Source organism: Phenylobacterium sp. (genome assembly GCF_046291545.1).
In the GTDB taxonomy this organism is placed as follows: Bacteria; Pseudomonadota; Alphaproteobacteria; order Caulobacterales; family Caulobacteraceae; genus Phenylobacterium.
Window position 1 is genome coordinate 1,058,313 of record NZ_JBKBSM010000001.1, and the last position, 20,816, is coordinate 1,079,128.

At 69.5% G+C, this 20,816-nt stretch carries 22 protein-coding genes; 14 read left to right on the forward strand and 8 right to left on the reverse strand.

Annotated features, from left to right (window positions below; translation table 11 throughout):
- Positions 1 to 12 precede the first annotated feature (12 nt).
- On the reverse strand, positions 13 to 726 hold the full coding sequence (locus tag ACK4YQ_RS05240; protein ID WP_409608981.1) for a Rid family hydrolase: 714 nt from the start codon (positions 724 to 726) through the stop codon (positions 13 to 15).
- Between the two features lie 139 nt (positions 727 to 865).
- Between ACK4YQ_RS05240 and ACK4YQ_RS05245 the strand changes: the two genes are divergently transcribed.
- Both ACK4YQ_RS05245 and ACK4YQ_RS05250 read left to right on the forward strand, forming a co-directional pair.
- Positions 866 to 1,681, forward strand: a complete 816-nt coding sequence (locus ACK4YQ_RS05245; protein ID WP_409608983.1) for an SDR family NAD(P)-dependent oxidoreductase — start codon at positions 866 to 868, stop codon at positions 1,679 to 1,681.
- A 42-nt stretch (positions 1,682 to 1,723) separates the two neighbouring features.
- Positions 1,724 to 2,587 carry a TauD/TfdA dioxygenase family protein gene (locus ACK4YQ_RS05250; protein WP_409608985.1) on the forward strand — a complete coding sequence of 288 codons (864 nt, stop codon included), beginning with the start codon at positions 1,724 to 1,726 and terminating at the stop codon, positions 2,585 to 2,587.
- A 7-nt stretch (positions 2,588 to 2,594) separates the two neighbouring features.
- On the opposite strand, the gene ACK4YQ_RS05255 is transcribed toward ACK4YQ_RS05250, so the two are convergent.
- Both ACK4YQ_RS05255 and ACK4YQ_RS05260 read right to left on the reverse strand, forming a co-directional pair.
- Entirely contained in the window at positions 2,595 to 3,863 is a 1,269-nt protein-coding gene (locus ACK4YQ_RS05255; protein WP_409608987.1) for a cytochrome P450, read from the reverse strand.
- A 73-nt stretch (positions 3,864 to 3,936) separates the two neighbouring features.
- Entirely contained in the window at positions 3,937 to 4,647 is a 711-nt protein-coding gene (locus ACK4YQ_RS05260) for a helix-turn-helix transcriptional regulator (protein WP_409608989.1), read from the reverse strand.
- An 83-nt stretch (positions 4,648 to 4,730) separates the two neighbouring features.
- Between ACK4YQ_RS05260 and ACK4YQ_RS05265 the strand changes: the two genes are divergently transcribed.
- The 5 genes from ACK4YQ_RS05265 (at position 4,731) to ACK4YQ_RS05285 (ending at position 10,097) form a co-directional block, all read left to right on the forward strand.
- A complete protein-coding gene (locus ACK4YQ_RS05265; protein ID WP_409608991.1) occupies positions 4,731 to 5,465 on the forward strand; it encodes a glutathione S-transferase family protein in 735 nt (244 codons plus the stop codon).
- A gap of 252 nt (positions 5,466 to 5,717) precedes the next feature.
- On the forward strand, positions 5,718 to 5,870 hold the full coding sequence (locus ACK4YQ_RS05270) for a hypothetical protein (RefSeq protein WP_409608993.1): 153 nt from the start codon (positions 5,718 to 5,720) through the stop codon (positions 5,868 to 5,870).
- Positions 5,871 to 5,872: 2 nt separating this feature from the next.
- A complete protein-coding gene (locus ACK4YQ_RS05275) occupies positions 5,873 to 7,468 on the forward strand; it encodes a methyl-accepting chemotaxis protein (RefSeq protein ID WP_409608995.1) in 1,596 nt (531 codons plus the stop codon).
- Between the two features lie 31 nt (positions 7,469 to 7,499).
- Positions 7,500 to 7,919: a secondary thiamine-phosphate synthase enzyme YjbQ gene (locus ACK4YQ_RS05280; protein ID WP_409608997.1), complete on the forward strand. Its 420-nt coding sequence runs from the start codon at positions 7,500 to 7,502 to the stop codon at positions 7,917 to 7,919.
- A gap of 123 nt (positions 7,920 to 8,042) precedes the next feature.
- Positions 8,043 to 10,097, forward strand: a complete 2,055-nt coding sequence (locus ACK4YQ_RS05285; protein ID WP_409608999.1) for a prolyl oligopeptidase family serine peptidase — start codon at positions 8,043 to 8,045, stop codon at positions 10,095 to 10,097.
- A gap of 24 nt (positions 10,098 to 10,121) precedes the next feature.
- On the opposite strand, the gene ACK4YQ_RS05290 is transcribed toward ACK4YQ_RS05285, so the two are convergent.
- The gene (locus ACK4YQ_RS05290) at positions 10,122 to 10,394 is read right to left on the reverse strand and encodes an usg protein (RefSeq protein WP_409609001.1); all 273 of its coding nucleotides are present in this window, start codon (positions 10,392 to 10,394) and stop codon (positions 10,122 to 10,124) included.
- Positions 10,395 to 10,493: 99 nt separating this feature from the next.
- On the reverse strand, positions 10,494 to 11,492 hold the full coding sequence (locus ACK4YQ_RS05295) for a helix-turn-helix transcriptional regulator (protein WP_409609003.1): 999 nt from the start codon (positions 11,490 to 11,492) through the stop codon (positions 10,494 to 10,496).
- 84 nt (positions 11,493 to 11,576) lie between these two features.
- On the opposite strand from ACK4YQ_RS05295, the gene ACK4YQ_RS05300 reads away from it, so the two are divergent.
- The 6 genes from ACK4YQ_RS05300 to ACK4YQ_RS05325 all read left to right on the forward strand — a co-directional run bounded on the left by ACK4YQ_RS05300 (position 11,577) and on the right by ACK4YQ_RS05325 (position 18,446).
- On the forward strand, positions 11,577 to 11,975 hold the full coding sequence (locus tag ACK4YQ_RS05300) for a hypothetical protein (protein ID WP_409609005.1): 399 nt from the start codon (positions 11,577 to 11,579) through the stop codon (positions 11,973 to 11,975).
- 97 nt (positions 11,976 to 12,072) lie between these two features.
- The gene (gene ybaK, locus ACK4YQ_RS05305) at positions 12,073 to 12,543 is read left to right on the forward strand and encodes a Cys-tRNA(Pro) deacylase (protein ID WP_409609007.1); all 471 of its coding nucleotides are present in this window, start codon (positions 12,073 to 12,075) and stop codon (positions 12,541 to 12,543) included.
- Positions 12,544 to 12,717: 174 nt separating this feature from the next.
- The gene (locus tag ACK4YQ_RS05310) at positions 12,718 to 13,320 is read left to right on the forward strand and encodes a TetR/AcrR family transcriptional regulator (protein ID WP_409609009.1); all 603 of its coding nucleotides are present in this window, start codon (positions 12,718 to 12,720) and stop codon (positions 13,318 to 13,320) included.
- 141 nt (positions 13,321 to 13,461) lie between these two features.
- Positions 13,462 to 15,981, forward strand: a complete 2,520-nt coding sequence (locus tag ACK4YQ_RS05315) for a TonB-dependent receptor (RefSeq protein ID WP_409609011.1) — start codon at positions 13,462 to 13,464, stop codon at positions 15,979 to 15,981.
- A 190-nt stretch (positions 15,982 to 16,171) separates the two neighbouring features.
- Positions 16,172 to 17,593 (forward strand): autotransporter outer membrane beta-barrel domain-containing protein, encoded by a 1,422-nt coding sequence (locus tag ACK4YQ_RS05320; RefSeq protein ID WP_409609013.1) that lies wholly within the window; start codon positions 16,172 to 16,174, stop codon positions 17,591 to 17,593.
- Between the two features lie 4 nt (positions 17,594 to 17,597).
- A complete protein-coding gene (locus ACK4YQ_RS05325; protein WP_409609015.1) occupies positions 17,598 to 18,446 on the forward strand; it encodes a hypothetical protein in 849 nt (282 codons plus the stop codon).
- On the opposite strand, the gene ACK4YQ_RS05330 is transcribed toward ACK4YQ_RS05325, so the two are convergent.
- The 3 genes from ACK4YQ_RS05330 to ACK4YQ_RS05340 form a co-directional block, all read right to left on the reverse strand.
- Positions 18,390 to 18,581 (reverse strand): hypothetical protein, encoded by a 192-nt coding sequence (locus ACK4YQ_RS05330; protein WP_409609017.1) that lies wholly within the window; start codon positions 18,579 to 18,581, stop codon positions 18,390 to 18,392. The genes ACK4YQ_RS05325 and ACK4YQ_RS05330 overlap by 57 nt on opposite strands.
- Positions 18,582 to 18,671: 90 nt before the next feature.
- Entirely contained in the window at positions 18,672 to 19,151 is a 480-nt protein-coding gene (locus ACK4YQ_RS05335) for a Dps family protein (RefSeq protein WP_409609019.1), read from the reverse strand.
- A gap of 25 nt (positions 19,152 to 19,176) precedes the next feature.
- Complete coding sequence (locus tag ACK4YQ_RS05340) at positions 19,177 to 19,383, reverse strand: DUF2061 domain-containing protein (protein WP_409609021.1); 207 nt, start codon at positions 19,381 to 19,383, stop codon at positions 19,177 to 19,179.
- A 163-nt stretch (positions 19,384 to 19,546) separates the two neighbouring features.
- Between ACK4YQ_RS05340 and ACK4YQ_RS05345 the strand changes: the two genes are divergently transcribed.
- On the forward strand, positions 19,547 to 20,806 hold the full coding sequence (locus tag ACK4YQ_RS05345; RefSeq protein WP_409609023.1) for an LLM class flavin-dependent oxidoreductase: 1,260 nt from the start codon (positions 19,547 to 19,549) through the stop codon (positions 20,804 to 20,806).
- The last annotated feature ends 10 nt before the right edge of the window (positions 20,807 to 20,816 follow it).

A 20,816-nucleotide genomic window follows, 5' to 3' on the forward strand; every position in this document is an offset into this window, starting at 1 on the left:
TCCGGCCTCGGATCAATGCAGGGCGGACTCGTCGTCGGGGATGTCGAGGCCGTTGTTCGAGGACGGGGCGCGCGGCCGCGGCGCCGGCTTGGGCGCCGGCTTCGCGGGCGGCCTGGGTGCTGGCTTGATGGCGGGCCTGGGCCTGGCGGCGGGCTTCGGCGGGGCGGGCGGCTTTGGTGGAACGTGCGCCGTGAGCTGAATTTCGACGACGCCGGCGCTCGGCAGCAGTTCGGCGACGCCCACGGCGGTCCAGGCGGGATAGGGGGGCTTGAAGTACTCGTCCTTCACCTCGGCGAAGGCGCGGAACTGGGCGTCCTTGTCGCCCTCGAAATTGGCGCTGTTCCAGACGTGGAAGGTCTCAAGCCGTGCTACGTCGGCGAAGGTCAGCCCCGCCGCCTTCAGCGCCGCGTCCAGATAGGCGAAGGCCCGGCGCGCTTGGGCCTTGAAGGCCGCGGCGTCGCGCGCTTCGCCGGGCCTCGGTCCGATCACCACCCCCGAGAAATAGACCACGTCGCCCACCCGACGGACGGGGGCGAACTTCAGTTCGCTCCAGGCGGTCTCGTCCCGCGGCCCCACCAGAACCACCTCGCCGCCGGGGGCGGGAATGCGGCGCACGTCCGGTCCGGCGGGGGCGGAAGGCGCAGCGCCCGGCGCAGGCGCCTCCGCCGAGGGCGCGCTCGCCGCCAGCGCCGCCGCCGCGGTCATCGCAATCCAGGCCGCCGTCATGCCCATCCCCATCGAGACGCTTACGCCCAGCCATCTTCATAGACGGAGTCGAGCCGCGCGAGCACGCCCGGCGCTTGCGCGCTCGCCACAGCCGCGCGAGGCTTGGGCCATAAGACATTTCATTAGGGAGATTTCAGCCATGTCCGCCGTCATCAATCCGAACGGCCCGCTCAAGGGCAAGACCGCCCTGGTCACCGGCGCCAGCCGCGGCATCGGCGAGGCCATCGCCGCGCGCCTGGCGATGGAGGGCGCACGGGTCGTGGTGTCCGCCCGCACGGTGGAGGAGGGCGATTCCAAGCTCCCGGGGACGCTGTCCCACACGGTCGAGCGGATCAAGGCGGCCGGGGGCGAGGCCTCCCTGATCAAGGCCGACCTGTCGTCGGCCGAGGATCGCGAGCGGCTGGTCGAGGCGACGATCGGAACCTACGGCCCGGTCGACATCCTGGTGAACAACGCCGCCGTCACCTTCTTCATCCCGGTCCAGGATTTCCCGGAGAAGCGCTTCAAGCTGATGATGGAGGTGCAGGTCTATGCGCCGTTCCACCTGGCCCAACTTGTCCTGCCCTCGATGCGCGAGCGGCATACGGGCTGGATCGTCAATATCTCCTCGCCCGCCGGCATCCATCCCAAGCAGCCCTACGGCCCCGGGCGGGGCGGCACGGTCTACGGCATGTGCAAGGCCGCGCTCGAGCGCTTCACCACGGGCCTGGCCTCCGAGGTCTACGCCGACGGAATCGCCGTCAACGTGGTCTCGCCAGGTCTCGTCGACACCCCCGGGGTGGCGGTGCATGGGCTGATCAACGCCGCCACAAAGGATCGCGTCCAGCCGATCGAATACATCGCCGAGGCGGTCTACCAACTCGCCAGCGGCGATCCAAAGACCATGACCGGCCGCGTGGACTACGCCGAGCCCCTGCTCAAGGAGCTGGGGATCTCGCCCTCGCCCCTTATCTGAGACCTCAAGAACCCGGCGCGCCGCCTAGGAAGGAGCTGCGACATGTCCCCTCAATCCCTGCAGATCCGCCGCGTGGCCGGCGCGCTGGGCGCCGAGATCCTCGGCGTCGACCTCTCCCAGGACCAGTCGGACGAGACGATCGCCGCCATCCGGTCGGCCTTCGTCGAGCACCAGGTGATCTTCTTCCGCGACCAGAGCCTCAGCCCCGAGCGACAGGTCGCGTTCGGCCGCCGGTTCGGCCCGCTCAACATCCACCCCTACGTGGCCGGAATGGCCGCCCACCCGGAGGTGATGGAGATCATCAAGGAGCCGGAGGACAAGCTGAACTTCGGCGGCGGCTGGCACTCGGACATGAGCTTCCTGCAGCACCCTTCGATCGGCTCGATCCTCTATGCGGTGGAGACTCCGACCTTCGGCGGCGACACCCTGTTCGCCAGTCAGGCCGCCGCCTTCGAGGCGCTCACGCCGGGGCTGCAGGCCACGCTGGAGAGGCTGAACGCCGTCCATTCCGCCGGGCGGGAGTATTCGGCGAAGGGCCACTCGGCCCAGAAGCGCAAGTCCATGAGCGTGGTCGAGGCCGAGGGCGCGGTCGGCGAGTTCGTCCATCCCGTGGTCAAGGTGCACCCCGAGACCGGCCGCAAGGCGCTCTACGTCAATCCGGCCTTCACGATGCGCTTCGACGGCTGGTCGAAGAAGGAGTCGAGGCCGCTCCTCGACTTCCTCTTCGAGCACTGCCGCTACGAGGGCTTCACCTGCCGCTTCCCCTGGCGGCCCGGGTCGGTGGCGATGTGGGACAACCGCTCCGTCTGGCACTTCGCCCTGAACGACTATCCCGGCCAGCGCCGGCACATGCGCCGCGTGACGGTGGACGAGACCCCCGCCGCCGCCCGCGTCGCGGCCGAGTAGGCGAGTCCTAGCCGGCGATCCGCACCAGCATCTGCTCATAGCCCTTCACGAAGCTGGAGCGCACCCGCCGCGGCTCCTCCAGGACCTCGATCCGCTCCCAGCGCTTCAGGATCTCTTCCCAGACGATCCTAAGCTGCATCTCGGCCAGGCGGTTGCCCACGCACCGATGGATGCCGAAGCCGAACGACAGGTGCTGGCGCGGCCGCTCGCGGTCGATGATCAGCCGGTCGGGGTCCTCGATCATCGTCTCGTCCCGGTTGCCCGAGACGTACCACATGACCACCTTGTCGCCCTTGCGGATGGTCTTGCCGGCCAGCTCGACGTCCTGCAGCGCCGTGCGGCGCATGTGGGCCAAAGGCGTCTGCCAGCGGATGATCTCGGGCACCATGCTGGCGATCAGCCCATGGTCGGCGCGCAGCTTGTCGTACTCCTGCGGGAACAGGTTCAGCGCATAGAGCCCGCCGCTGATCGAGTTGCGGGTGGTGTCGTTGCCGCCGACGATCAGCAGGATCACATTGCCCAGATATTCGTCTGGGCTCATGTCCCGGGTGGCCTCGCCGTGGGCCAGCATCGAGATCAGGTCGGTGCGCGGCGGCTCGTTCACCCGCTCGTTCCAAAGGCGTGTGAAATAGGCCAAGCACTCCATGAGCTCGGCCTGCCGCGCCTCTTCGCTCTCCACCAGTTGGCCCGGCGCGGGGATGGTGATGGCCACGTCGCTCCACCGGGTCAGCTTGCGCCGCTCCTCGAAGGGGAAGTCGAACAGCGTGGCCAGCATCTGGGTGGTCAGCTCGATCGAGACCTTGTCCACCCAGTCGAAGGGCTCGCCCACCGGCAGCTCGTCCAGGATCTTCGCCGCCCGCTCGCGGATGATCGGCTCCATGGCCTGGAGGTTGTGCGGGGAGACAATCGGGCTGACCGTCTTGCGCTGCACGTCGTGCTTGGGCGGGTCCATGGCGATGAAGCTTGGCCGCCGCAGGTCGGGCCGTGCGTCGCGGATGGTGATGCCGCCCAGCGCCGCCTCCGAGGAGAACACCTCGTGGTTGGTGTCCACCGCCATGATGTCGTTGAAGCGCGTCACCGACCAATAGGGGCCGAACTCGCTGTCGCGGCAGTAGTGGACGGGGTCCTCCTTCCGCAACCGTTCGAACCAGGGCCAGTGGCTGTTGGTGCGGAACAGGTCCGGGTCGCCCGGATGGAAGTCTTCGAGCGGCGTGGCGTAGGCCCGCGCCCGGGCTTCCTCCAGGCCCTCGGCCGGCATGATGGCGCCGTCGGCCATGGTCTCCTCCCTGGGGTGTCCGCCTTGCTGGCGGATCATTGATAAGTCACGTGATCAAACGCCCATCCTGCGCCTAGGACAAGCGTTCCTTGAACTCGGCGTCGGCGCGCTCCTTGGTCTTCAGCCAGCGCGCGCGCAGGGCGGCCGGCCGTTCGGGATAGCGCTCGTCCAGGAAGCTGGCGGCGACGACCCGGTCGGTGCGGAAGCTGCGGAAGTCGGCCCGCAGCTCGCACCAGGCGATCAGCAGGCGCACGGTGTCGAGATAGCCCACCGTGATCGGCCAGATCACCCGCCGGCTGTCGCGCGCCTGCTCGTCGCGATAGGTCAGGTCGATCTTGCGGCCGGCCCGGATGTGCAGGCGCACCTGCGCCATGTCCAGGGCGTCGGCGCGCGCATACATCGAAGGCGGCGCCGCGGTGGAGGGTTCCAGCACATAGGGCCGCAGCCGCTCCGGGACCGCCGCGGCGATCTTGGCGATCAGGTCCTGCGCCGCCCGGGACAGCGCCGGGTCGCCGCGCCGGGTGACCCACTGCGCGCCCAGCACGGCGGCCTCGATCTCGTCCGGCGTCAGCATCAGCGGCGGTAGGTCGAAGCCGTTCTCCAGCACATAGCCCATGCCCGCCTCTCCGCGGATCGGCACCCGCTGGCCGATCAGCGTCGCCACGTCCCGGTAGACCGTGCGTTTGGAGGTCTCGAGCTCCTCGGCGATCGCGTCCGCCGTGGTCGGCCGGCCCGTCCGCCGCAGGATCTGGATGATCTGGAACAGTCTGTCCGCGCGTCTCATGGGCCGGGTCTACCGCCGGGCTGCTGCCAGCACGATGTCAGCAGCATGGCGGTAGGCGTCGGCTCCCGCAACGGAGTCCTCCCATGACCGTCTCCCCCGCCATCTCCCTCCACGGTTTCGGTCCCGGCTTCGGCCTGCCGGAGATCAGCCCCTACGTCTGCAAGACCGAGGTCCAGCTGCGGATGGCGGGGCTGCGCTACCGCCGTGCGCCGGTGGATCGGGCCGTCGCGCCCAAGGGCAAGGCCCCCTACCTCGACGACGACGGGCTCATCGCCGATTCCACCTTCATTCGCAGCCACATCGAACGGAAGTACGGCGTCGACCTGGACGAAGGGTTCGACCCTGCTCAGCGCGCCCTGGCCTGGGCGGTGGAGCGGATGCTCGAGGACAACCTCGCCTGGGCGATGGTCCATTTCCGCTGGCTTGAGCCGTCGAACTTCGCCCGGGGACCTGCGCACTTCTTCGACGGCGCGCCGCCGCACGTGCGTGACGAGGCCCAGGCGGCCGTCGCCCGCAGCCTGTGGAGCCACGGCCTGGGCCGCCACAGCGATCTGGAGATCCTAGAACTCGCCGAGAAGTCCCTTGAGTCCTTCGCCGCTCTCCTCGGCGACAAGCCCTACCTCCTCGGGGCGGAGCCGTGCGGCGCCGACGCGACGGCCCTGGGGGTGCTGGCGGCCGTGCTGACGCCCTTCTTCGATTCGCCGCTGCGCCGTCTGGCCGAGAGCTATCCGACCATCACCGCCTATGTGGCGCGGATGATGGCCCGGTACTATCCGGAGTTCGAGTGGGCCGCGCCGCCGCGCGCCGAAGCGGCCTGACTTGGCCCCCGCGCGCTTGCGCCGCACCCCCGAAAGTAATCTCAAATAAACCTTGTTCTGCGGAATTGCTCTTTAATGACAAAGGGCTGTTCACGCGCAGGTGGCGCCGCTGACTGGATTCCAGCGGGAGCGATCGCACTCGCCGGCCTCGCCGCCGCGGTGGCCGTCGGCCTGCGCCCGCAAGATCCGCGCGAGGCGGCGGCCGTCTTCCCGCCATGGTGGAGTCAGGCGCGCGCCGCCAACGCGGCGGCTGTGGCGGGGAACATCGTGGCGGTGGGGGTCGCCCCGTTCGTCGTCGTCGCCCGCTCCGACACCCCAGACATCGCCGCCGCCCTGAGGGCCCAGGGCGCGTGGCTGGTCATAGACCCCGGCCTGGCCGCAGCCTGCGGCGCAAGGGAATCCTGAGCATGTTCAAGTCGATCGACGAGCAGCGTGCGTTCGGCAACCGCCTTCTGGTCGGGTTGCTGTGGGTGATGTGTCCGATCATCGCCGTCGTGGCCCTGGGCCTGAAGGGGCCCTGGATGGCGTTCGGCGGCGCCTCCGCCGGCGTTGCCCTGGCGGCGACCGCCGCCTGGAAATTCGACCCTGAGGGCGTCAGCGCGCGCCTGGCCGTCGCCGCCGCCCTCATGGCGCAGGTCTCCCTGCTGGTCGCCGCCCACAGCGGCCATGCCTGGCAGATCGACATGCACATGGCCTACTTCGCCGCCCTGGCGGCCCTGCTGGTCTATTGCGACTGGCGCGCCATCCTGGCCGGCGCGGCGGTCGTCGCCCTGCACCACCTGACGCTCAGCTTCATTCTGCCGGCGGCGGTCTTTCCCGGCGGCGGCAGCCTGGCCCGGGTGATCGTGCACGCCGTCATCCTGGTGGCCGAAGCGGCGAGCCTGATGTGGATCGCCAACAGCATCGTCGGCATGTTCGCCGTCTCCGACACCGCCCTGCGGCGCGCGGAAGCCGCCCTTCGCGAGGTGGAGGAGGCGACCGCCGCCGCCGAGGCCGCCCGCGCCGCCGAGGGCCGGGCCTCCCAGGAGCGCGCGGCCCTGCAGGCCAGCGTCGAGGAGGAGCGCCGCGTGGTCGTCGACAGCCTGGCGGGAGGTCTGGAGAAGCTGGCCGAAGGTGATCTTGCGTTCCGCCTCGACCAGGCCTTCGCGCCGCAGTTCGAGAAGCTGCGCACCGACTACAATCGCGCGGTGGAGCGGTTGGAGGCGACCCTGGCCTCTATCATCGCCTCGACTAACGGCATGAACGGGTCGATCCGTGAACTCAGCCAGGCGGCCGGCGCCCTGTCGCGGCGCACCGAGCAGCAGGCCGCCAGCCTGGAGGAAACCGCCGCCGCCCTGGACGAGATCACCGCCACCGTCTCCAAGAGCGCGGCGGGCGCCAAGCAGGCGTCCGGCGTTGTGGCCGCGGCCCGGGACGACGCCGGCAGGAGCGCCGAGGTCGTGAGCCGCGCGGTGTCGGCCATGGGCCAGATCGAGCAGTCCTCGCATCAGATCAGCCAGATCATCGGGGTGATCGACGAGATCGCCTTCCAGACCAACCTGTTGGCCCTGAACGCCGGGGTCGAGGCGGCCCGCGCAGGCGAGTCCGGCCGCGGCTTCGCCGTCGTCGCCTCGGAAGTCCGCGCCCTGGCCCAGCGCTCGGCCGAGGCCGCCAAGGAGATCAAGACCCTGATCAGCGCCTCGACCGAGCAGGTCGGCGCCGGCGTTCACCTGGTGGCCGAGACCGGCGAGGCCCTGGAGCGGATCGTCGCCCGGGTGGCCGAGATCGACGGTCTGGTGTCCGAGATCGCCGCCTCCTCACAGGAGCAGGCGATCGGGCTCAACGAGGTGAATACGGCGGTCAACCGGATGGACCAGACCACCCAGCAGAACGCGGCCATGGTCGAGGAATCCACCGCCGCCAGCCACGCCCTGGCCGCCGAGGCCCAGTCTCTGGCCCAGGCGGTGTCCCGTTTCCGCATCGGACGGTCGTCGTCGTCCGGGCCGGCCGCCCGCGCTGCTTGACGCCGCCCTCCGGTCCATGGGTCATGGCGTCATGCGCCAGGCCCTGCACACGCTGGACGTCGCCACCTCCGGCCGGGGGCTGGTGGAACTCACCGCGCCGGTCCGCCGCTGGACGGACGGGCAAGGGATCGCCGCCGGTCTCCTGACCCTCTTCTGCCGTCACACCTCGGCGTCCCTGCTGGTGCAGGAGAACGCCGATCCCGACGTGCGCGCAGACCTGGAGCGGTTCTTCGCCGAGCTCGCGCCGGAGGGGCCCGGGCGCTACCTGCACGACGCCGAAGGGCCCGACGACATGCCGGCCCACATTCGCGCAGCCCTCACCCAGACCCAGCTCTCCATTCCCCTGGCCGAGGGCCGCCTGGCGCTGGGAAGCTGGCAGGGGGTCTATCTCTTCGAGCACCGGCGCGCGCCGCACCGCCGGCAGGTCGTCCTGCATCTGATCGGGGAATAAGGGCGGGCTCAGGCGTCAGGAAGCGGCGGCGGCGGTGCAATTCACCCCCTGGCCTTCCGGGCGAACGTGACTGTATTGTCCGCCCTTCGCGCAAGAACCTGACCCGAAGTGGGGCTGTACCCGATGAAATCTGCTGTCCTCGCCTTGATCGCGGCGATGTTCCTCTCCCTGGCGGGCGGCGCCCAGGCCCGTCCGTTCACCGCCAAGGACATGGTCACCCTCGACCGCGTCAGCGATCCTCGGGTCTCCCCAGACGGGCGCCACGTCGTCTACAGCCTGCGCGTTGCGGACTATGACGCCAACAAAGCCGTCTATGAGCTGTGGCTGGCGGACCTCGCCGCCCCCGTCGCAGGCCCTCGTCGCCTGGCCGCCAGCGACGGCGGCGCGATCGGCGCGCGCTGGGCGGCGGATGGGCGCATCTACTTCCTGTCCGGCCGCGGGGGCTCCGATCAGGTCTGGTCCACCGACGTCTCGGGCCAGTCGGCGCGGCAGGTCACGGACCTGCCCTTCGACGTGGGCGCCTTCGCTCTTTCACCCGACGGGCGGCGCATCGTGGTCTCCCTCTCGGTCTTTCCCGACTGCCCGACCCTGGCCTGCACCCGGGAGCGTCTGGCGGCCGAGAAGCAGTCCAAGACCACCGGCGTCGTCTATGACCGCATTTTCGTGCGCCACTGGGACGCCTGGTCCGACGGGCGGCGCAACCACCTCTTCGTCCAGGACCTCGGCTCGGACGGCCGCGCCATGGGCGAGGCGCGGGACCTGACCGCCGGCGTAGACGGCGACGTCCCTTCCAAGCCCTTCGGCGACGACGCCGACTTCACCATCTCGCCCGACGGCCGGACCCTCGTCTATTCCGTGCGGATCGCCGGCAAGAGCGAGCCCTGGAGCACCAATTTCGACCTCTACAGCGTCGCCCTCCAAGGCGGCCCCGCGGTCAACCTGACCGCCGACAATCCAGCCTGGGACGCGGGACCCGTCTTCTCGCCCGACGGAACCAGGCTCGCCTATCGGGCCATGAAGCGCCCGGGCTTCGAGGCCGACCGTCTCGGAGTGATGGTGCGCGATCTGAAGACCGGCCAGGTTCGCGAGATCGCGCCCGCCTGGGACCGTTCGGCCGACAGCGTGGCGTGGTCGGCCGACGGCCGCACGCTCTATGTCACGGCCCAGGACGTGGGCCAGACCCGCCTCTTCGCAATCAACGCCGCCAGCGGCGCGGTGCGGCCCCTTACCGGACCCGGCCACGTCAGCGGCGTTTCGGTCGCCGGCGGGCGGATCGTCTACGCCCAGGACCGGCTGGACGCCCCGGCCGACCTCCACCTGCTTTCGGGCGCCAGGCCCCGCCAGCTCACCCGCCATAACGCCGCGACCCTGGCGGAACTGGAATTCGGCGCCTACGAACAGTTCAGCTTCCCGGGCTGGAACGGGGAGACCGTGCACGGCTATCTGGTCAAGCCGGTCGGCTACGAGCCCGGGCGCAAGTACCCGGTGGCCTTCCTGATCCACGGCGGGCCCCAGGGCAGCTTCGGCAATCTCTTCCACTACCGCTGGAACGCCCAGACCTACGCCGGCGCCGGCTACGCGGTGGTGATGATCGACTTCCACGGCTCCACCGGTTACGGCCAGGCCTTCACGGACGCCATCAGCCGCCACTGGGGCGACCGGCCGCTGGAAGACCTGCAGAAGGGCTGGAGCTACGCCCTCGCCCAGTACGACTTCCTCGACGGCGGTCGCGCCTGCGCCCTCGGAGGCTCCTACGGCGGCTTCATGATCAACTGGATCGCCGGCAAATGGGCCGAGCCCTGGAAGTGCCTGGTGAACCACGACGGCGTCTTCGACACCCGCGCCATGGGCTACTCCACAGAGGAGCTGTGGTTCTCCGAGTGGGAGAACGGCGGCCCGCCCTACGCCGAGGGCGTCACCTACGAGACCTTCAACCCCGCGCGCCACGTCGCCGACTGGCGCACGCCCATGTTGGTGGTGCACGGCGGCCAGGACTTCCGCGTTCCGCTCGAGCAGGGGCTGTCCGCCTTCAACGCCCTGCAGCGGCGCGGGATCGAGAGCCGGCTCCTCTACTATCCGGACGAGAACCACTGGGTGCTGCGGCCGCAGAACAGCGTCCAGTGGCACCGCGAGGTCCAGGCCTGGCTCGACCGATGGACGGCGCCCGACGGGCGGTGAGGCGACGACGGGGGCCGGGCCGGCTCAGTGCAGCTTGAACTGCGCCCCCACCGCCTTCAGCTCCGCCGGCTTGATCAACTGGCGGTGCCCCACGGTGACCGAATGCAGCACCCCGTCCAGGGTGTGGCTCCAGAAGTCGAGGAACTTGCGCAGGACCGGAAACTCAGGCGCCAAATCGTACTCCTGCCAGATGTAGCTCTGCAGGATCACCGGATGGTCGGGCAGGCGGTAGAGGATCTCGGCGGTGGTCAGGCCATAGCCTTGAAGCTGCTTTCGGAACTGGGACGAAACGGACATCGACGACCTCGTGAGAGCATGAGGCTAGCGCCGGCCGCGCGCCGGCGACAAGTCAGCGTGCGGACCGAATCGTGAATTTTTTCTTTTGATTCCAGATAGTTAGCACTCGCCAGGCGTCGCTGCTGCCAAGCTCGCCTGCGCAAGGGCCAGCTGCTCGGCCATGATCGCTTTCAGCCGTCTGGGCGCGAGGATCTCCACCTTGTCGCCCCAGGTGAACAGGTGCCACGCCAGCTCCAGCATGCCGCTGGCGCGGAACTCGACGATCACGCCGCCGTCGGCCTGCGGCGTCAGGGTCTGGGTCGAGTGGAAACGCCAACCCATGGCCTCCTCCGCGCCGTGCGGCCGGATTCGCAGCCGCACCTCCTCGATCGCGTCCTGGTAGATGCCGAAGCTGCGGTCGACGAACGCCGGCAGCGAGAATCCGGTCGTCGCCACGCCTGGGACGTCCGTCGCTTCGATGTCCTTGATGCGGTCCAGGCGCCAGGTGCGCGGCTCCACCGCCTCGCCCTCGGCGGCCACCAGATAATTCGCGCGGCCGAACAGCAGCCCGAGCGGCGTCACCTCGCGCACCCGTCCCGGCGCCGAGCCGCCGAGGTAGCGGAAGCGCACCCGCCGCATCGCCTTGATCGCCGTGCGCAAGGCGCTGAGCAGCGCTTCGTCCTCGAAGGGGCGGGGGCCCGGATAGACGGCCATGGCCTCGGCCTGCATCAGCGCCTCCAAGTCGGGCGCCAGCCTTCGCCGCGCCGAAGCCCGCAACGCCGCCAGGACCTTCAGCTCCAGCCGCGCCAGGTCTTCGGCCCGCGCACTCGCGCCAGCGCGGCGCAGGTGCTCGTGCGCCGCACGCAGCGCCGCGAGCTCATCGGCGCTGGGGGCCTGGAAAAGGCCGTCGAGGCCGGCCGGAATCCGGAAGCGCCGGGTGGGCGGGTCGTCCACCTCCTCCATCTGCGGGAACACCTCGCGCACCGCGTCGCGCATCCGCTCGGCGGTGCGCCGGCCGACCCCCAGGTCGCGGGCCATTTCGTCCAGGGTCAGCCCTTCCGCGCTGGCGGCCATCCGCCGGGCGAGCTCAAGCACCTGGGCGGCCTTCTCGTGGCGCATGAACATCTCCGGAACTTGGTGCGACCGATTTTGACGCATGCTGCCTCTATCACGGCGTCATCGCAAGGAAAACGGAGCCCTCCGATGCCTTCAGCCGCCCGCGCCCCCCGTTTCGCCCCCCGCAGCGCCCCGGCCTCGTTCGGCGTGTTCGACCTCGCCCGGCGCGTGGCCCCGCCTTCGGCCGAGCTGGTCAGCGCCATCCAGCGCTACGCCGATGTCGAGGAGGACGCCGGCGGCGGGCGCCTGCGCCGCCGGGTCAGCGCCCATCGCCTGGCCGAGTTGGAGGCCCGCGGACTGATCGACGCTCCGGCCGAGCGCGCCGCCTGCGTCGCCCTGCTGTGGGACGAACGTGAAGGCCAGATCGTGCGCGTCCTCGACGACGCGCCCGCCAAGGCTCGCGGCGTTTCCGACCGAGCCTGGTGGGAAAGCCTCTGGGACGAGCCGCGTCTGACCCTCGCCGCCCAGGCCGGAGGCGCCCGGTGAACGCTCGCCCGGCCTCCCTCAGCCTGTTCGCGGGCCGCCTGCCGTTCGCCCCCGCCCGGCTCTTGACCACGCCGCCGGCGAGCGGCATCGCCAGCCCATGTCTCGCTCCACGCGCGCCACGCTCGCCCTCGACAAGGCCGCCGTCGCCTACCAGCTTCACACCTACGCCTATGACGGCGAGGCTCAGCGCATCGGACTCGCCGCCGCCGAGAGCCTGGGGGTCGAGCCGGCCCGCGTGCTCAAGACCCTGATGGCCATGGTCGACGGCAAGCCCGTCTGCGCGGTCATTCCCTCCGACCGCGAGGTCTCGATGAAGAAGCTGGCGGCGGCGTTCGGCGGCAAGTCGGCCCAGATGATGAAGCCGGCCGACGCCGAGCGCATCACCGGCTTCCACGTCGGCGGCATCAGCCCGCTCGGCCAGAAGCGCGCCGTGCCCACGGTGATCGAAGACTCCGCCCGCGCCCACGCCCGCGTCTTTGTCAATGGCGGACAGCGGGGGCTGCAGGCCGAGCTGGCTCCAGAGGATCTCGCCCGCGCCGCCGGCGCCCGGTTCGCCGCCGTCGTCTAGAGCCCAAGGCCATCGGCCTTGACGCCAATGTTTCGCGCCCGACGCGCGCGGGCCGCAATCTTGCCCCGACGGCAGTTCAGCATTGCGAAACCCAGGGTAAACTAGCGTAAGTTACCGTCGTTCAGGTGCCCTGGCGGCGCGTGATTCGCAGGCGTAGTTCAGGGAGGGGCGCCGTTGACTGCTGTTAGTCTGTCGAAGCGCCGCGGCTACCACGTCGGCAATGTGCGCGTGCAACTGCTCTCGGCCGCCCGTGACCTGCTGCAGGAAGAGGGCAAGGCCCGTCTGTCCCTGCGCTCCATCGCCGGCCGCACCGGCGTCGCCCCAGGCACTGTCTACTACCACTACGCCGACAAGCACGCCCTCCTGGCGGGCCTCGCCATCGACGGGTTCAAGGAGATGGCGGCGGCCATGCGCGAGGCGGTGCGCACCCGTGGCGAGCTGTCGGGCCTTCGCGCCGCGGGCCTCGCCTACATCGCCTTCGTCAAGGAAAAGCCCGCGCTGTACGAGCTGATGTACGACGCGCGCGAGCACGGCCGCAGGGCCGACGTGGCCGCGGCCGAGCAGGCCGCCTTCCAGATCCTCGCCGACGCCATCGCCGACGACCTCGAGGGACGCCATCCGCCCGAGCGCGCCCGCCAGGCCGCCCAGGCGCTCTGGGCCTTCGGCCGTGGCGCGGCGACCCTGGCCCTGACCTGCGGCGAACCGGGCGACGGGCCCCAGGCCGAGGTCATCGAAGACAGCGTCGCCGGCCTGGAATTCCTCATCCTCGGACGCTGAAGGACAGCGCACGGCGCATTAACGCCACAAGTGTTGCAGTTTCGCCCTATTCGAGCGGCGTTCGAATCCGGCTGCGTGGGTCATCAAATGCGCGCGTGACAGGCCTCCAAAACATCGCCTGCCGCGGCTGGGAGGAAATTGATGACTGAATACTCGCGCTTGCGCAGCCTTCTTGTGCTGGGCGTTTCCACCGTCGCGATGGCCGCTGTGGCCGCCCCCGCCTTCGCCCAGGAGACCATGCTCGAGGAGCTGGTCATCACCGCTGAGAAGCGCGAGCAGAGCCTGCAGGACGTGCCCGTGGCCGTCACGGCCTACACCAGCGAGCGCCGCGACGTGCTCGGGGTGGCGACCGTCGAAGACTTCGCGCGTATCACGCCGAGCGTCACCTACACCAACAACGACCGCCTCTCGATCCGCGGCTTCGGGCGCCTGACGAACTCGATCGGCACCGACCCCAGCGTCGCGCTCTATTCGGACGGCATTTTCTCGAACTCGATGGCCGACTCCTCGACGCCGTCGCTGTTCATCGACCGCACCGAAATCCTGCGCGGGCCGCAGGGCACCCTCTACGGCCGCAACTCGATCGGCGGCACGCTCAACGTCATCTCCAAGCGCCCGAGCCACGAGTTCGAAGCCGAGGTGCGCGGCATGGCCGGCAACTACGAGGCCTGGCGCACCGACGCCCTGGTCAGCGGGCCGATCACCGACAACCTTCGCTTCCTGGTCGGCGGCTCGCTCGAACGCCGCGGTGAAGGCTACATCGAGAACGTCGGCCCCGGCGGCGACACCGCCGGCCTTGAGCGCTACATGATCGAGGCGCAGATCGAAGCGGACCTCGGCGACAACATCACCGCCCGCCTGCGCTATTCGAAGTTCGACTGGGATGACAGCTACGGCGTCGGCAACACCTTCCTGGCCAACGTCACGCCCTTCGACACCACCTCGGTGGTGGGCTCGGGCACCTCGGCCCTCTACTACAATACGGCCTACGGCTATTCGGGCTCGAACCCGATGGTCCAGGACCCCTACAAGATCAACACGAACTACACGGCGATCGGCAAGCTCAGCAACCACGACCGCCTGCACTTCGACATGACCTGGGACCTGGGCTGGGCGACCCTGAAGTACCTGGCCGGCTATCAGGCCTACACCTACGACACCGGCGGCGATTCCGACCAGACGCCGCGCACCGCCACCCAGAGCGTCAACACAGGCTTCGGCTTCACCGCCACCGGCGTCTCCACCGACGCGCGCACCTTCTATCAGGAGCGCCAGAAGTGGTGGTCGAACGAGGTCAACCTGTCGTCCAACAGCGACGGCCCGCTGCAGTGGATCGTCGGTCTCTACCAGTACCAGCAACAGTACGACCAGCCGCAGGGCATCCGTGTCGTCGGCGATCCGGCGATGATGGCCCCGCTGACGCTCACCGGGGCGGCGGCCGATCCCAACCCCTCCGGCGCGTTCCTCTCGGTCAACGGCCACCTGGACACCAAGTCCTACGCCGCCTTCGGCCAGATCGACTACGACTTCGCCGAGACCTGGAAGCTCACCGCCGGTCTTCGCTACACCTATGATGAGAAGGACGGCTACGACACCGCCCGCTATGTCGCGCGCCTGCCGACCCTGGCCCTGGCGCTCGCCGGCGCCGGCGTGCCGATCAGCGTCGCCCAGGGTCTGGCCGTCGACATCACCGCCCTGCAGGTCTGCGGCGGCCCGACGATCGCCTCCTGCGCCGCCAACGCGGCCACGGCCGACCTCTATCCCAATGTCGGCGGCGGCCTGCGCCGCGACCTGTCCGGCGATTGGGATGCGCTCACCGGCACTCTCGGCGTGCAATGGACGCCGGACACCGACACCAATCTCTATCTGCGCTACTCGCGCGGCTATAAGTCGGGGGGCTGGCTGGGCTCCAACGGTCTGACGCCGAACCCCTACGCCGATCCGGAATACGTCGACTCCTACGAGTTCGGCGCCAAGAAGACCTTCGGCGGCCGCCTGCAGGTGAACACGGCCCTGTTCTACTCCGACTATCAGGGCTTCCAGACGCCGCTCACCGTGGCGCTGGGCACGATCACCGCCTCCACCTTCCTGAACCTGGACGCCAAGGTCTGGGGCCTGGAGCTGGAGTCGCTGTATTCGCCGGTGCGCAACCTGCAGCTCATGCTGAACTACGCCTACCTGAACACCGAGATCACCAAGGGCTGCTGCTTCGTCGACACCGCCGACCCGGCGGCTCTGGCGGCCGGCGCCCGTCCGGTGGGCGCGGCCGTGGGCGGGCGGGTGTCGCAGGACCTCGTCGGCAACCAGATGCCGATGGCCCCGGAAAACAAGGTGACCGTCGGCGCCACCTACACCTGGGAGTTCGGCCCGGGGTCCCTGATCGCCAGCGGCACCTACACCTACACGGACGACCAGCAGTCGACGATCTTCGCCAACCCGCTCTACACGGCGCCGGCCAACGAAATCGCCGACTTCCGCGTGCTGTGGAAGGACATCGACGACCGCTACACCCTGATCGGCTTCGTCAAGAACGCCTTCGACGAAGTGGCCTACCAGCGCTCGGTCGCCAACCCGACCTCGCCGACGGCCGCCGGTCCGCGCCGGGAAGTCATCCTGAACATGCCGCGCACCTTCGGCGTGGAAGTCCAGTACCGCTTCTAAGGCTTCCACCAGGAGCCAGGGGAAGGGCGTCGCGGCTTGCCGCGGCGCCCTTCGTCGTTTTCGGGAGGCGAGCCCGCCGCCAGCGGCGCAAGGGTTCGTCCGCCATAGTCCGCTTGGATCATGCGGCCCGGACCGCACCGCAGGCAGGGATGCGACGTTTCGTCACTTCCGTACCTGGGGGATATCCAACATGCGCTTCCTGCTCGCCGCCCTCGCGGCGCTCGTCTTCATGGGCGCGGCCGCGGCCGGTCCCGCGGCGGCCCAGACGACCTCGACCGTCACCAACCCCGATGGCACCAAGATCACCACAGTGATCAACGGGCTGAACGACATCCGCATCTCGATCACCGGCGGCCCCAACTTCACCAGCAATCCGGCGGAGGTCCGCTTCTCCGAGGTGCTGCCCACAGGCGACACCATCAAGTACACCGGCACGATCTCCCAGGGCGGCGTGACCTCGCCCTTCACCTGCACGCTCAACACAACGACCAAGACCGTCACCGGCACGGGCGCCTGCGACATCGCCTTCTCCGGCGAGACCGGGGGCTCCTCGACCCCCAGCACGCCGACCACGCCCACCACCCCGACCACGCCGACGACGCCGACCACCACCACCAATCCGGACGGCTCGACCACGACCACCACCACCACCCCTGACGGCACAGTGGTCACCGTCACCGTCGGCGACCAGCAGGTCATCTCGGCGGTCGAGGCGGACCAGCTCATCCTCGCCCTGCTGGGCGACCGGCTGACCTCGCAGACCATGCAGGGCTTCATCACCAATCGGATCCAGGCGCTTTCGCTGGCCGCCCTCGCGCCCGCTCCGCGACGTATGACCGACGCCGGCGGGTATCGCGGCCGCTCGGCCGGCGCTGAGGCGCTGGGCGTGGGCGTGTGGGTCAATGCCACCGGCTCCTACACCGAGGACGACCGTCCTGGCTCGGCCCAGGACGGCTGGACCGGGGCTGGCGCCCTGGGCGTCGACGTCATGCTCGATAACGCCATCGTCGGCGCCTACGCCGGCTATGACAGCACCGACCTCGACGGCCCGTCCCTTGCGTACGGCGCCGACGGCTGGACCGTCGGGGCTTACGGAAGCTGGTCGGCCAGCCCGGCTTTCCGCGTCACGGCCGCGGTCGGCTACAGCCAGCACGACGTCGACTATCGCCGCCAGACCACCGGCGTCCTGTCGTTCGGCGACACCCAGCGCGACCAGGTCTTCGGCTCCCTCAGCATGGAAAGCCAACTGGCCCTGTCGGAGCGCCTCGTGGCCATTCCGAGCCTCGGGGTCTCGGTGTCCAGCTCCCAGACCGACGGCTACACCGACAACGCCGGGCGGCGCATCGGCAAGGTCGACTCCGACCTCTCGACGGCGATCCTCGGCGGCGCCCTGTTCTATCGCGGGGACCGCATCCTGCCCTATGTGGCCGCCAGCCTGAACGAGGACCTCGACGACCAGCCGGGGGTCGACGGCAGCTATGGAACGATCGGCCTCGGCTTCGCCGCGCCCCTGTCGGACACGCTGTCGGTTTCAGTCTCGGTGCAGCGTCTGCTGGCCAAGAAGAACGAGGAGGAGACCACCATCGGCGCCACCCTGCGCCGCGGCTTCTAGGGCGATGAGCCGGTCCGCGGCCCTGGCGCTCGCGGTCCTGGCGTCTGCGTCGCCCGCGACCGCCGGACCGGAACCCTGGGGCGGCTGGATCCGTCTCGATCTTGCCGCCGCCGGCCGTGCCTTGGTCGCGGCCTCGCCGAAGGAGAGCGGCGCCGGCCAGGTCCTGACGGTGGTGATCGAGGGCGACGGCGCCGCGCACGACCGTAGGGGCCGCCCCACGGCGGACCCTACGCCCCGGCGGGCGGCAAGCCTTGAGATCGCCCGGGCGTGGCCTGGCGGGCCCCGCGCCTGGCTCGGCCGCCTTTGCCAGTATGGCGCGCGCGCGGACCCGGCCTGCACGCCGGCCGATTGGACCACGGGCCGGTTCTCCCCGACGGCGGTCGCCGCCGCCGACGCGGCAATCGACCAGCTCAAGGCCCGGGCCGGCGCTGCGCAGGTTCTTCTGGTAGGTTGGTCCGGCGGCGGCGTCATGGCCGTCCTCGTCGCCGCCCGCCGCGACGATGTGGCGGGCCTTGTCACCCTCGCCGCGCCCTTGGACCTTGGGGGGTGGACGGCGCGGCAGGGGCTCACTGGGCTGGCGGATTCCCTCGATCCGGCCGGCCTGCCGCCAATGCCCCAGATCCCCCAGGCGCATGTCTTCGGAAGCTTCGATACGACGGTTCCGCCGGACCCGGCCAAGGCCGTGGCGCATCGGCTCGCCGGGCCAGCGGGCCGGGTGGTCGTCTGGCCTGAGCGCCACGCCTGCTGCTGGGCCCGCCGGGTCGACGAGCTGGCCGCCCTGCTGAAGGCGGCGGGATCAGACCCCGCTCTTGCCGGGCGCCAGCCGGCGCAGGAGACGGCCGCCGCGCCATAGCTCGGCCGTCTCCAACTCCGTGCGCTCGGCGCGGGCGAGCGCCGCATGCGCCTGGTCTTCGTCCTCGCAGTCGAACGCCTCGCCCAGGCGCATGCGTCCGCGGGAGTCGATGAAATAGATGCGGTACCTCGCCACGCTCCAGGCCCCCCTCCTGGATCAACTTCGACGCGAGTCACCTAGTACTAAAGGTTGCGACCCGTGTCTCGGTCCGCGCGCGTGCGAGGCCTATTTGCCGCCCAGGGAGGCGCGCAGCATCCAGGCGTGCTTCTCGTGCGCCGTGAGACGGTCGGAAAGCAGGCTTGCTGTCACCTCGTCTCCGGCTTCCTGCGCCGCAGGAAGGGCGGCGCGGGCGGTGGCGACGATGGTTTCCTGATCGCGCATCAGTTCGGCGAGCATGTCTTCGGCCGACTTTTCCGGGTCGCCGTCCTTGATGGACGTCAGGTTGCCGAAGGCGCCGTAGCCCTGGGGCGCGAGCTGGCCGAGAGCCCGGATGCGCTCGGCCACGGAATCGATGGCGCCCCACATCTCGGTGTACTGCTCCATGAACAGGGCGTGCAGCGACGCGAAGTTGGGGCCCCGGACGTTCCAGTGGTAGCCGTGCGTCTTCAGATAGACCGCGTAGGTGTCCGCCAGCAGTTTGGACAGCCCGGCCGCGACCGCTTCGCGGGCCTTTGCGTCCAGTCCGGTGTTCACTTGCGTCGACATTATCCTTCTCCTTCTGGGAACTGCTCTAGGCCGCAGCCGGCCGTCCGTCCGCTCGCCGTTCCGCAGCGGCCCACGCCCTTTCATGTAGGGCGAAGGCGACGGTCTGGAACAGCGGCTCGACCAACCCGATGGCCAGCGCCGCCTGCCAGTTGCGGGTCAGCGCGAAAGCCACGCAGAACGCCACGGTCAGGTGCATGACGCTATATGTGAGGGTCTTCTTGACGGTCTTCATTGCGCGAACTCAATTGCGAACGATTCGCATATAAGCGCCCGGGCGCACATTCCAAGTCCCCCCGGCGCGTCGCGACCGCGACTCAATGGCTTGGCGGTGGCGATGAAAGGGTTATCGTCGTTCACATGACCGCCCGTCAGAGGCGGCGTGCGGAGGAACGACCATGAAGTTCACCTGGTTCAATCTCATGCCGTGGCCCTATCTGCCGGACGACTTCCGGGAGAAGCACCGCTCGGTCTGGGTCGATATCGACCAGCGCCTGTTTGACCCGGCCAGAAGCCACGAGGTCTACAACACCTACATGGACCTGCTCGAGTACGCCGACACCCTCGGCTTCGACGGGATCGGGGTGAACGAGCACCACCAGAACGGCTACGGCATCATGCCCAGCCCCAACATCATCGCCGCCGGCCTCGCGCGGCGCACGTCGAACGCCGCGATCGTGGTGCTGGGCAACTCCATCGCCCTCTACAATCCGCCTGTGCGGGTGGCGGAGGAATTTGCCATGCTGGACTGCATCTCCGGCGGGCGGCTGGTGGCTGGCTTCCCGGTGGGCACCTCGATGGACACCAATTACTGCTACGGCCAAATCCCCTCGCTGACGCGCGAGAAGTACCAGGAGGCCCACGATCTGATCATCAGGGCCTGGACCGAACGCGATCCATTCGCCTTCAACGGCCGCTACAACAAGCTGCGGCACGTCAACATCTGGCCGCGGCCGATCCAGCAGCCGACGCCGCCGATCCACATCCCGGGCGGCGGCTCGGTCGAGACCTACGACTTCTGCATCGACAACACCTACTCGTACTCCTACCTCAGCTTCTCCGGCTACCTGCGGGCCAAGGCGCTGATGCAGGGCTACTGGGATCGGGTGGCGGCGCGCAACACGCCGGACGAAAGCCCCTATCGGGCCGGCTTCGCCCAGACGATCTGCGTGGCCGAGACCGACGAGGAGGCCGAGCGCCTCTACGCCCCTCACGTCAGCTACTTCTACAACCGCTGCCTGCACGTCTATCCGGGCTTCGCCGACGCGCCGGGCTACCGCACGATCAAGACCATCCAATCCGGCGCCCTGTCGCAGTACGCCCCGCCCAAGGGCGGCTACGCGACCCTGACCTGGAAGGAACTGACCGAGCAGGGCCACGTCATCGCCGGCAGTCCTGAGACGGTGCGCCAGCGGATGGAGGACCTGATCAAGGGCCTCAACGTCGGCAACATCTTCTGCCTGATGCACGTGGGCGACATGCCGGCGGACAAGTGCATGTACTCGACCAAGCTGTTCGCCGAGAAGGTGATGCCCAAGCTGCGGAACATGTTCCCCGACTACGCCGACGACGACCGCTTCTGGTGCAAGCCGCTGGCCAAGCGCGTCGCCGCCGGATCCCTGCCCGCCGCGCCGTCGCGCGCGCCGGTGGACGCCTGAGGGGAGGGCG

What these genes read in the sequence shown, in the direction of transcription:
- ACK4YQ_RS05340 (WP_409609021.1), bottom strand. Translation starts at nt 19,383, where the DNA reads ATGAAGACCGTCAAGAAGACCCTCACATATAGCGTCATGCACCTGACC.
- ACK4YQ_RS05315 (WP_409609011.1), top strand. Translation starts at nt 13,462, where the DNA reads ATGACTGAATACTCGCGCTTGCGCAGCCTTCTTGTGCTGGGCGTTTCC.
- ACK4YQ_RS05265 (WP_409608991.1), top strand. Translation starts at nt 4,731, where the DNA reads ATGACCGTCTCCCCCGCCATCTCCCTCCACGGTTTCGGTCCCGGCTTC.
- ACK4YQ_RS05255 (WP_409608987.1), bottom strand. Translation starts at nt 3,863, where the DNA reads ATGGCCGACGGCGCCATCATGCCGGCCGAGGGCCTGGAGGAAGCCCGG.
- ACK4YQ_RS05285 (WP_409608999.1), top strand. Translation starts at nt 8,043, where the DNA reads ATGAAATCTGCTGTCCTCGCCTTGATCGCGGCGATGTTCCTCTCCCTG.
- ACK4YQ_RS05280 (WP_409608997.1), top strand. Translation starts at nt 7,500, where the DNA reads ATGCGCCAGGCCCTGCACACGCTGGACGTCGCCACCTCCGGCCGGGGG.
- ACK4YQ_RS05290 (WP_409609001.1), bottom strand. Translation starts at nt 10,394, where the DNA reads ATGTCCGTTTCGTCCCAGTTCCGAAAGCAGCTTCAAGGCTATGGCCTG.
- ACK4YQ_RS05300 (WP_409609005.1), top strand. Translation starts at nt 11,577, where the DNA reads ATGCCTTCAGCCGCCCGCGCCCCCCGTTTCGCCCCCCGCAGCGCCCCG.
- ACK4YQ_RS05260 (WP_409608989.1), bottom strand. Translation starts at nt 4,647, where the DNA reads ATGAGACGCGCGGACAGACTGTTCCAGATCATCCAGATCCTGCGGCGG.
- ACK4YQ_RS05345 (WP_409609023.1), top strand. Translation starts at nt 19,547, where the DNA reads ATGAAGTTCACCTGGTTCAATCTCATGCCGTGGCCCTATCTGCCGGAC.
- ACK4YQ_RS05335 (WP_409609019.1), bottom strand. Translation starts at nt 19,151, where the DNA reads ATGTCGACGCAAGTGAACACCGGACTGGACGCAAAGGCCCGCGAAGCG.
- ACK4YQ_RS05325 (WP_409609015.1), top strand. Translation starts at nt 17,598, where the DNA reads ATGAGCCGGTCCGCGGCCCTGGCGCTCGCGGTCCTGGCGTCTGCGTCG.
- ACK4YQ_RS05275 (WP_409608995.1), top strand. Translation starts at nt 5,873, where the DNA reads ATGTTCAAGTCGATCGACGAGCAGCGTGCGTTCGGCAACCGCCTTCTG.
- ACK4YQ_RS05320 (WP_409609013.1), top strand. Translation starts at nt 16,172, where the DNA reads ATGCGCTTCCTGCTCGCCGCCCTCGCGGCGCTCGTCTTCATGGGCGCG.
- ACK4YQ_RS05250 (WP_409608985.1), top strand. Translation starts at nt 1,724, where the DNA reads ATGTCCCCTCAATCCCTGCAGATCCGCCGCGTGGCCGGCGCGCTGGGC.
- ACK4YQ_RS05245 (WP_409608983.1), top strand. Translation starts at nt 866, where the DNA reads ATGTCCGCCGTCATCAATCCGAACGGCCCGCTCAAGGGCAAGACCGCC.
- ACK4YQ_RS05240 (WP_409608981.1), bottom strand. Translation starts at nt 726, where the DNA reads ATGACGGCGGCCTGGATTGCGATGACCGCGGCGGCGGCGCTGGCGGCG.
- ybaK (WP_409609007.1), top strand. Translation starts at nt 12,073, where the DNA reads ATGTCTCGCTCCACGCGCGCCACGCTCGCCCTCGACAAGGCCGCCGTC.
- ACK4YQ_RS05295 (WP_409609003.1), bottom strand. Translation starts at nt 11,492, where the DNA reads ATGCGCCACGAGAAGGCCGCCCAGGTGCTTGAGCTCGCCCGGCGGATG.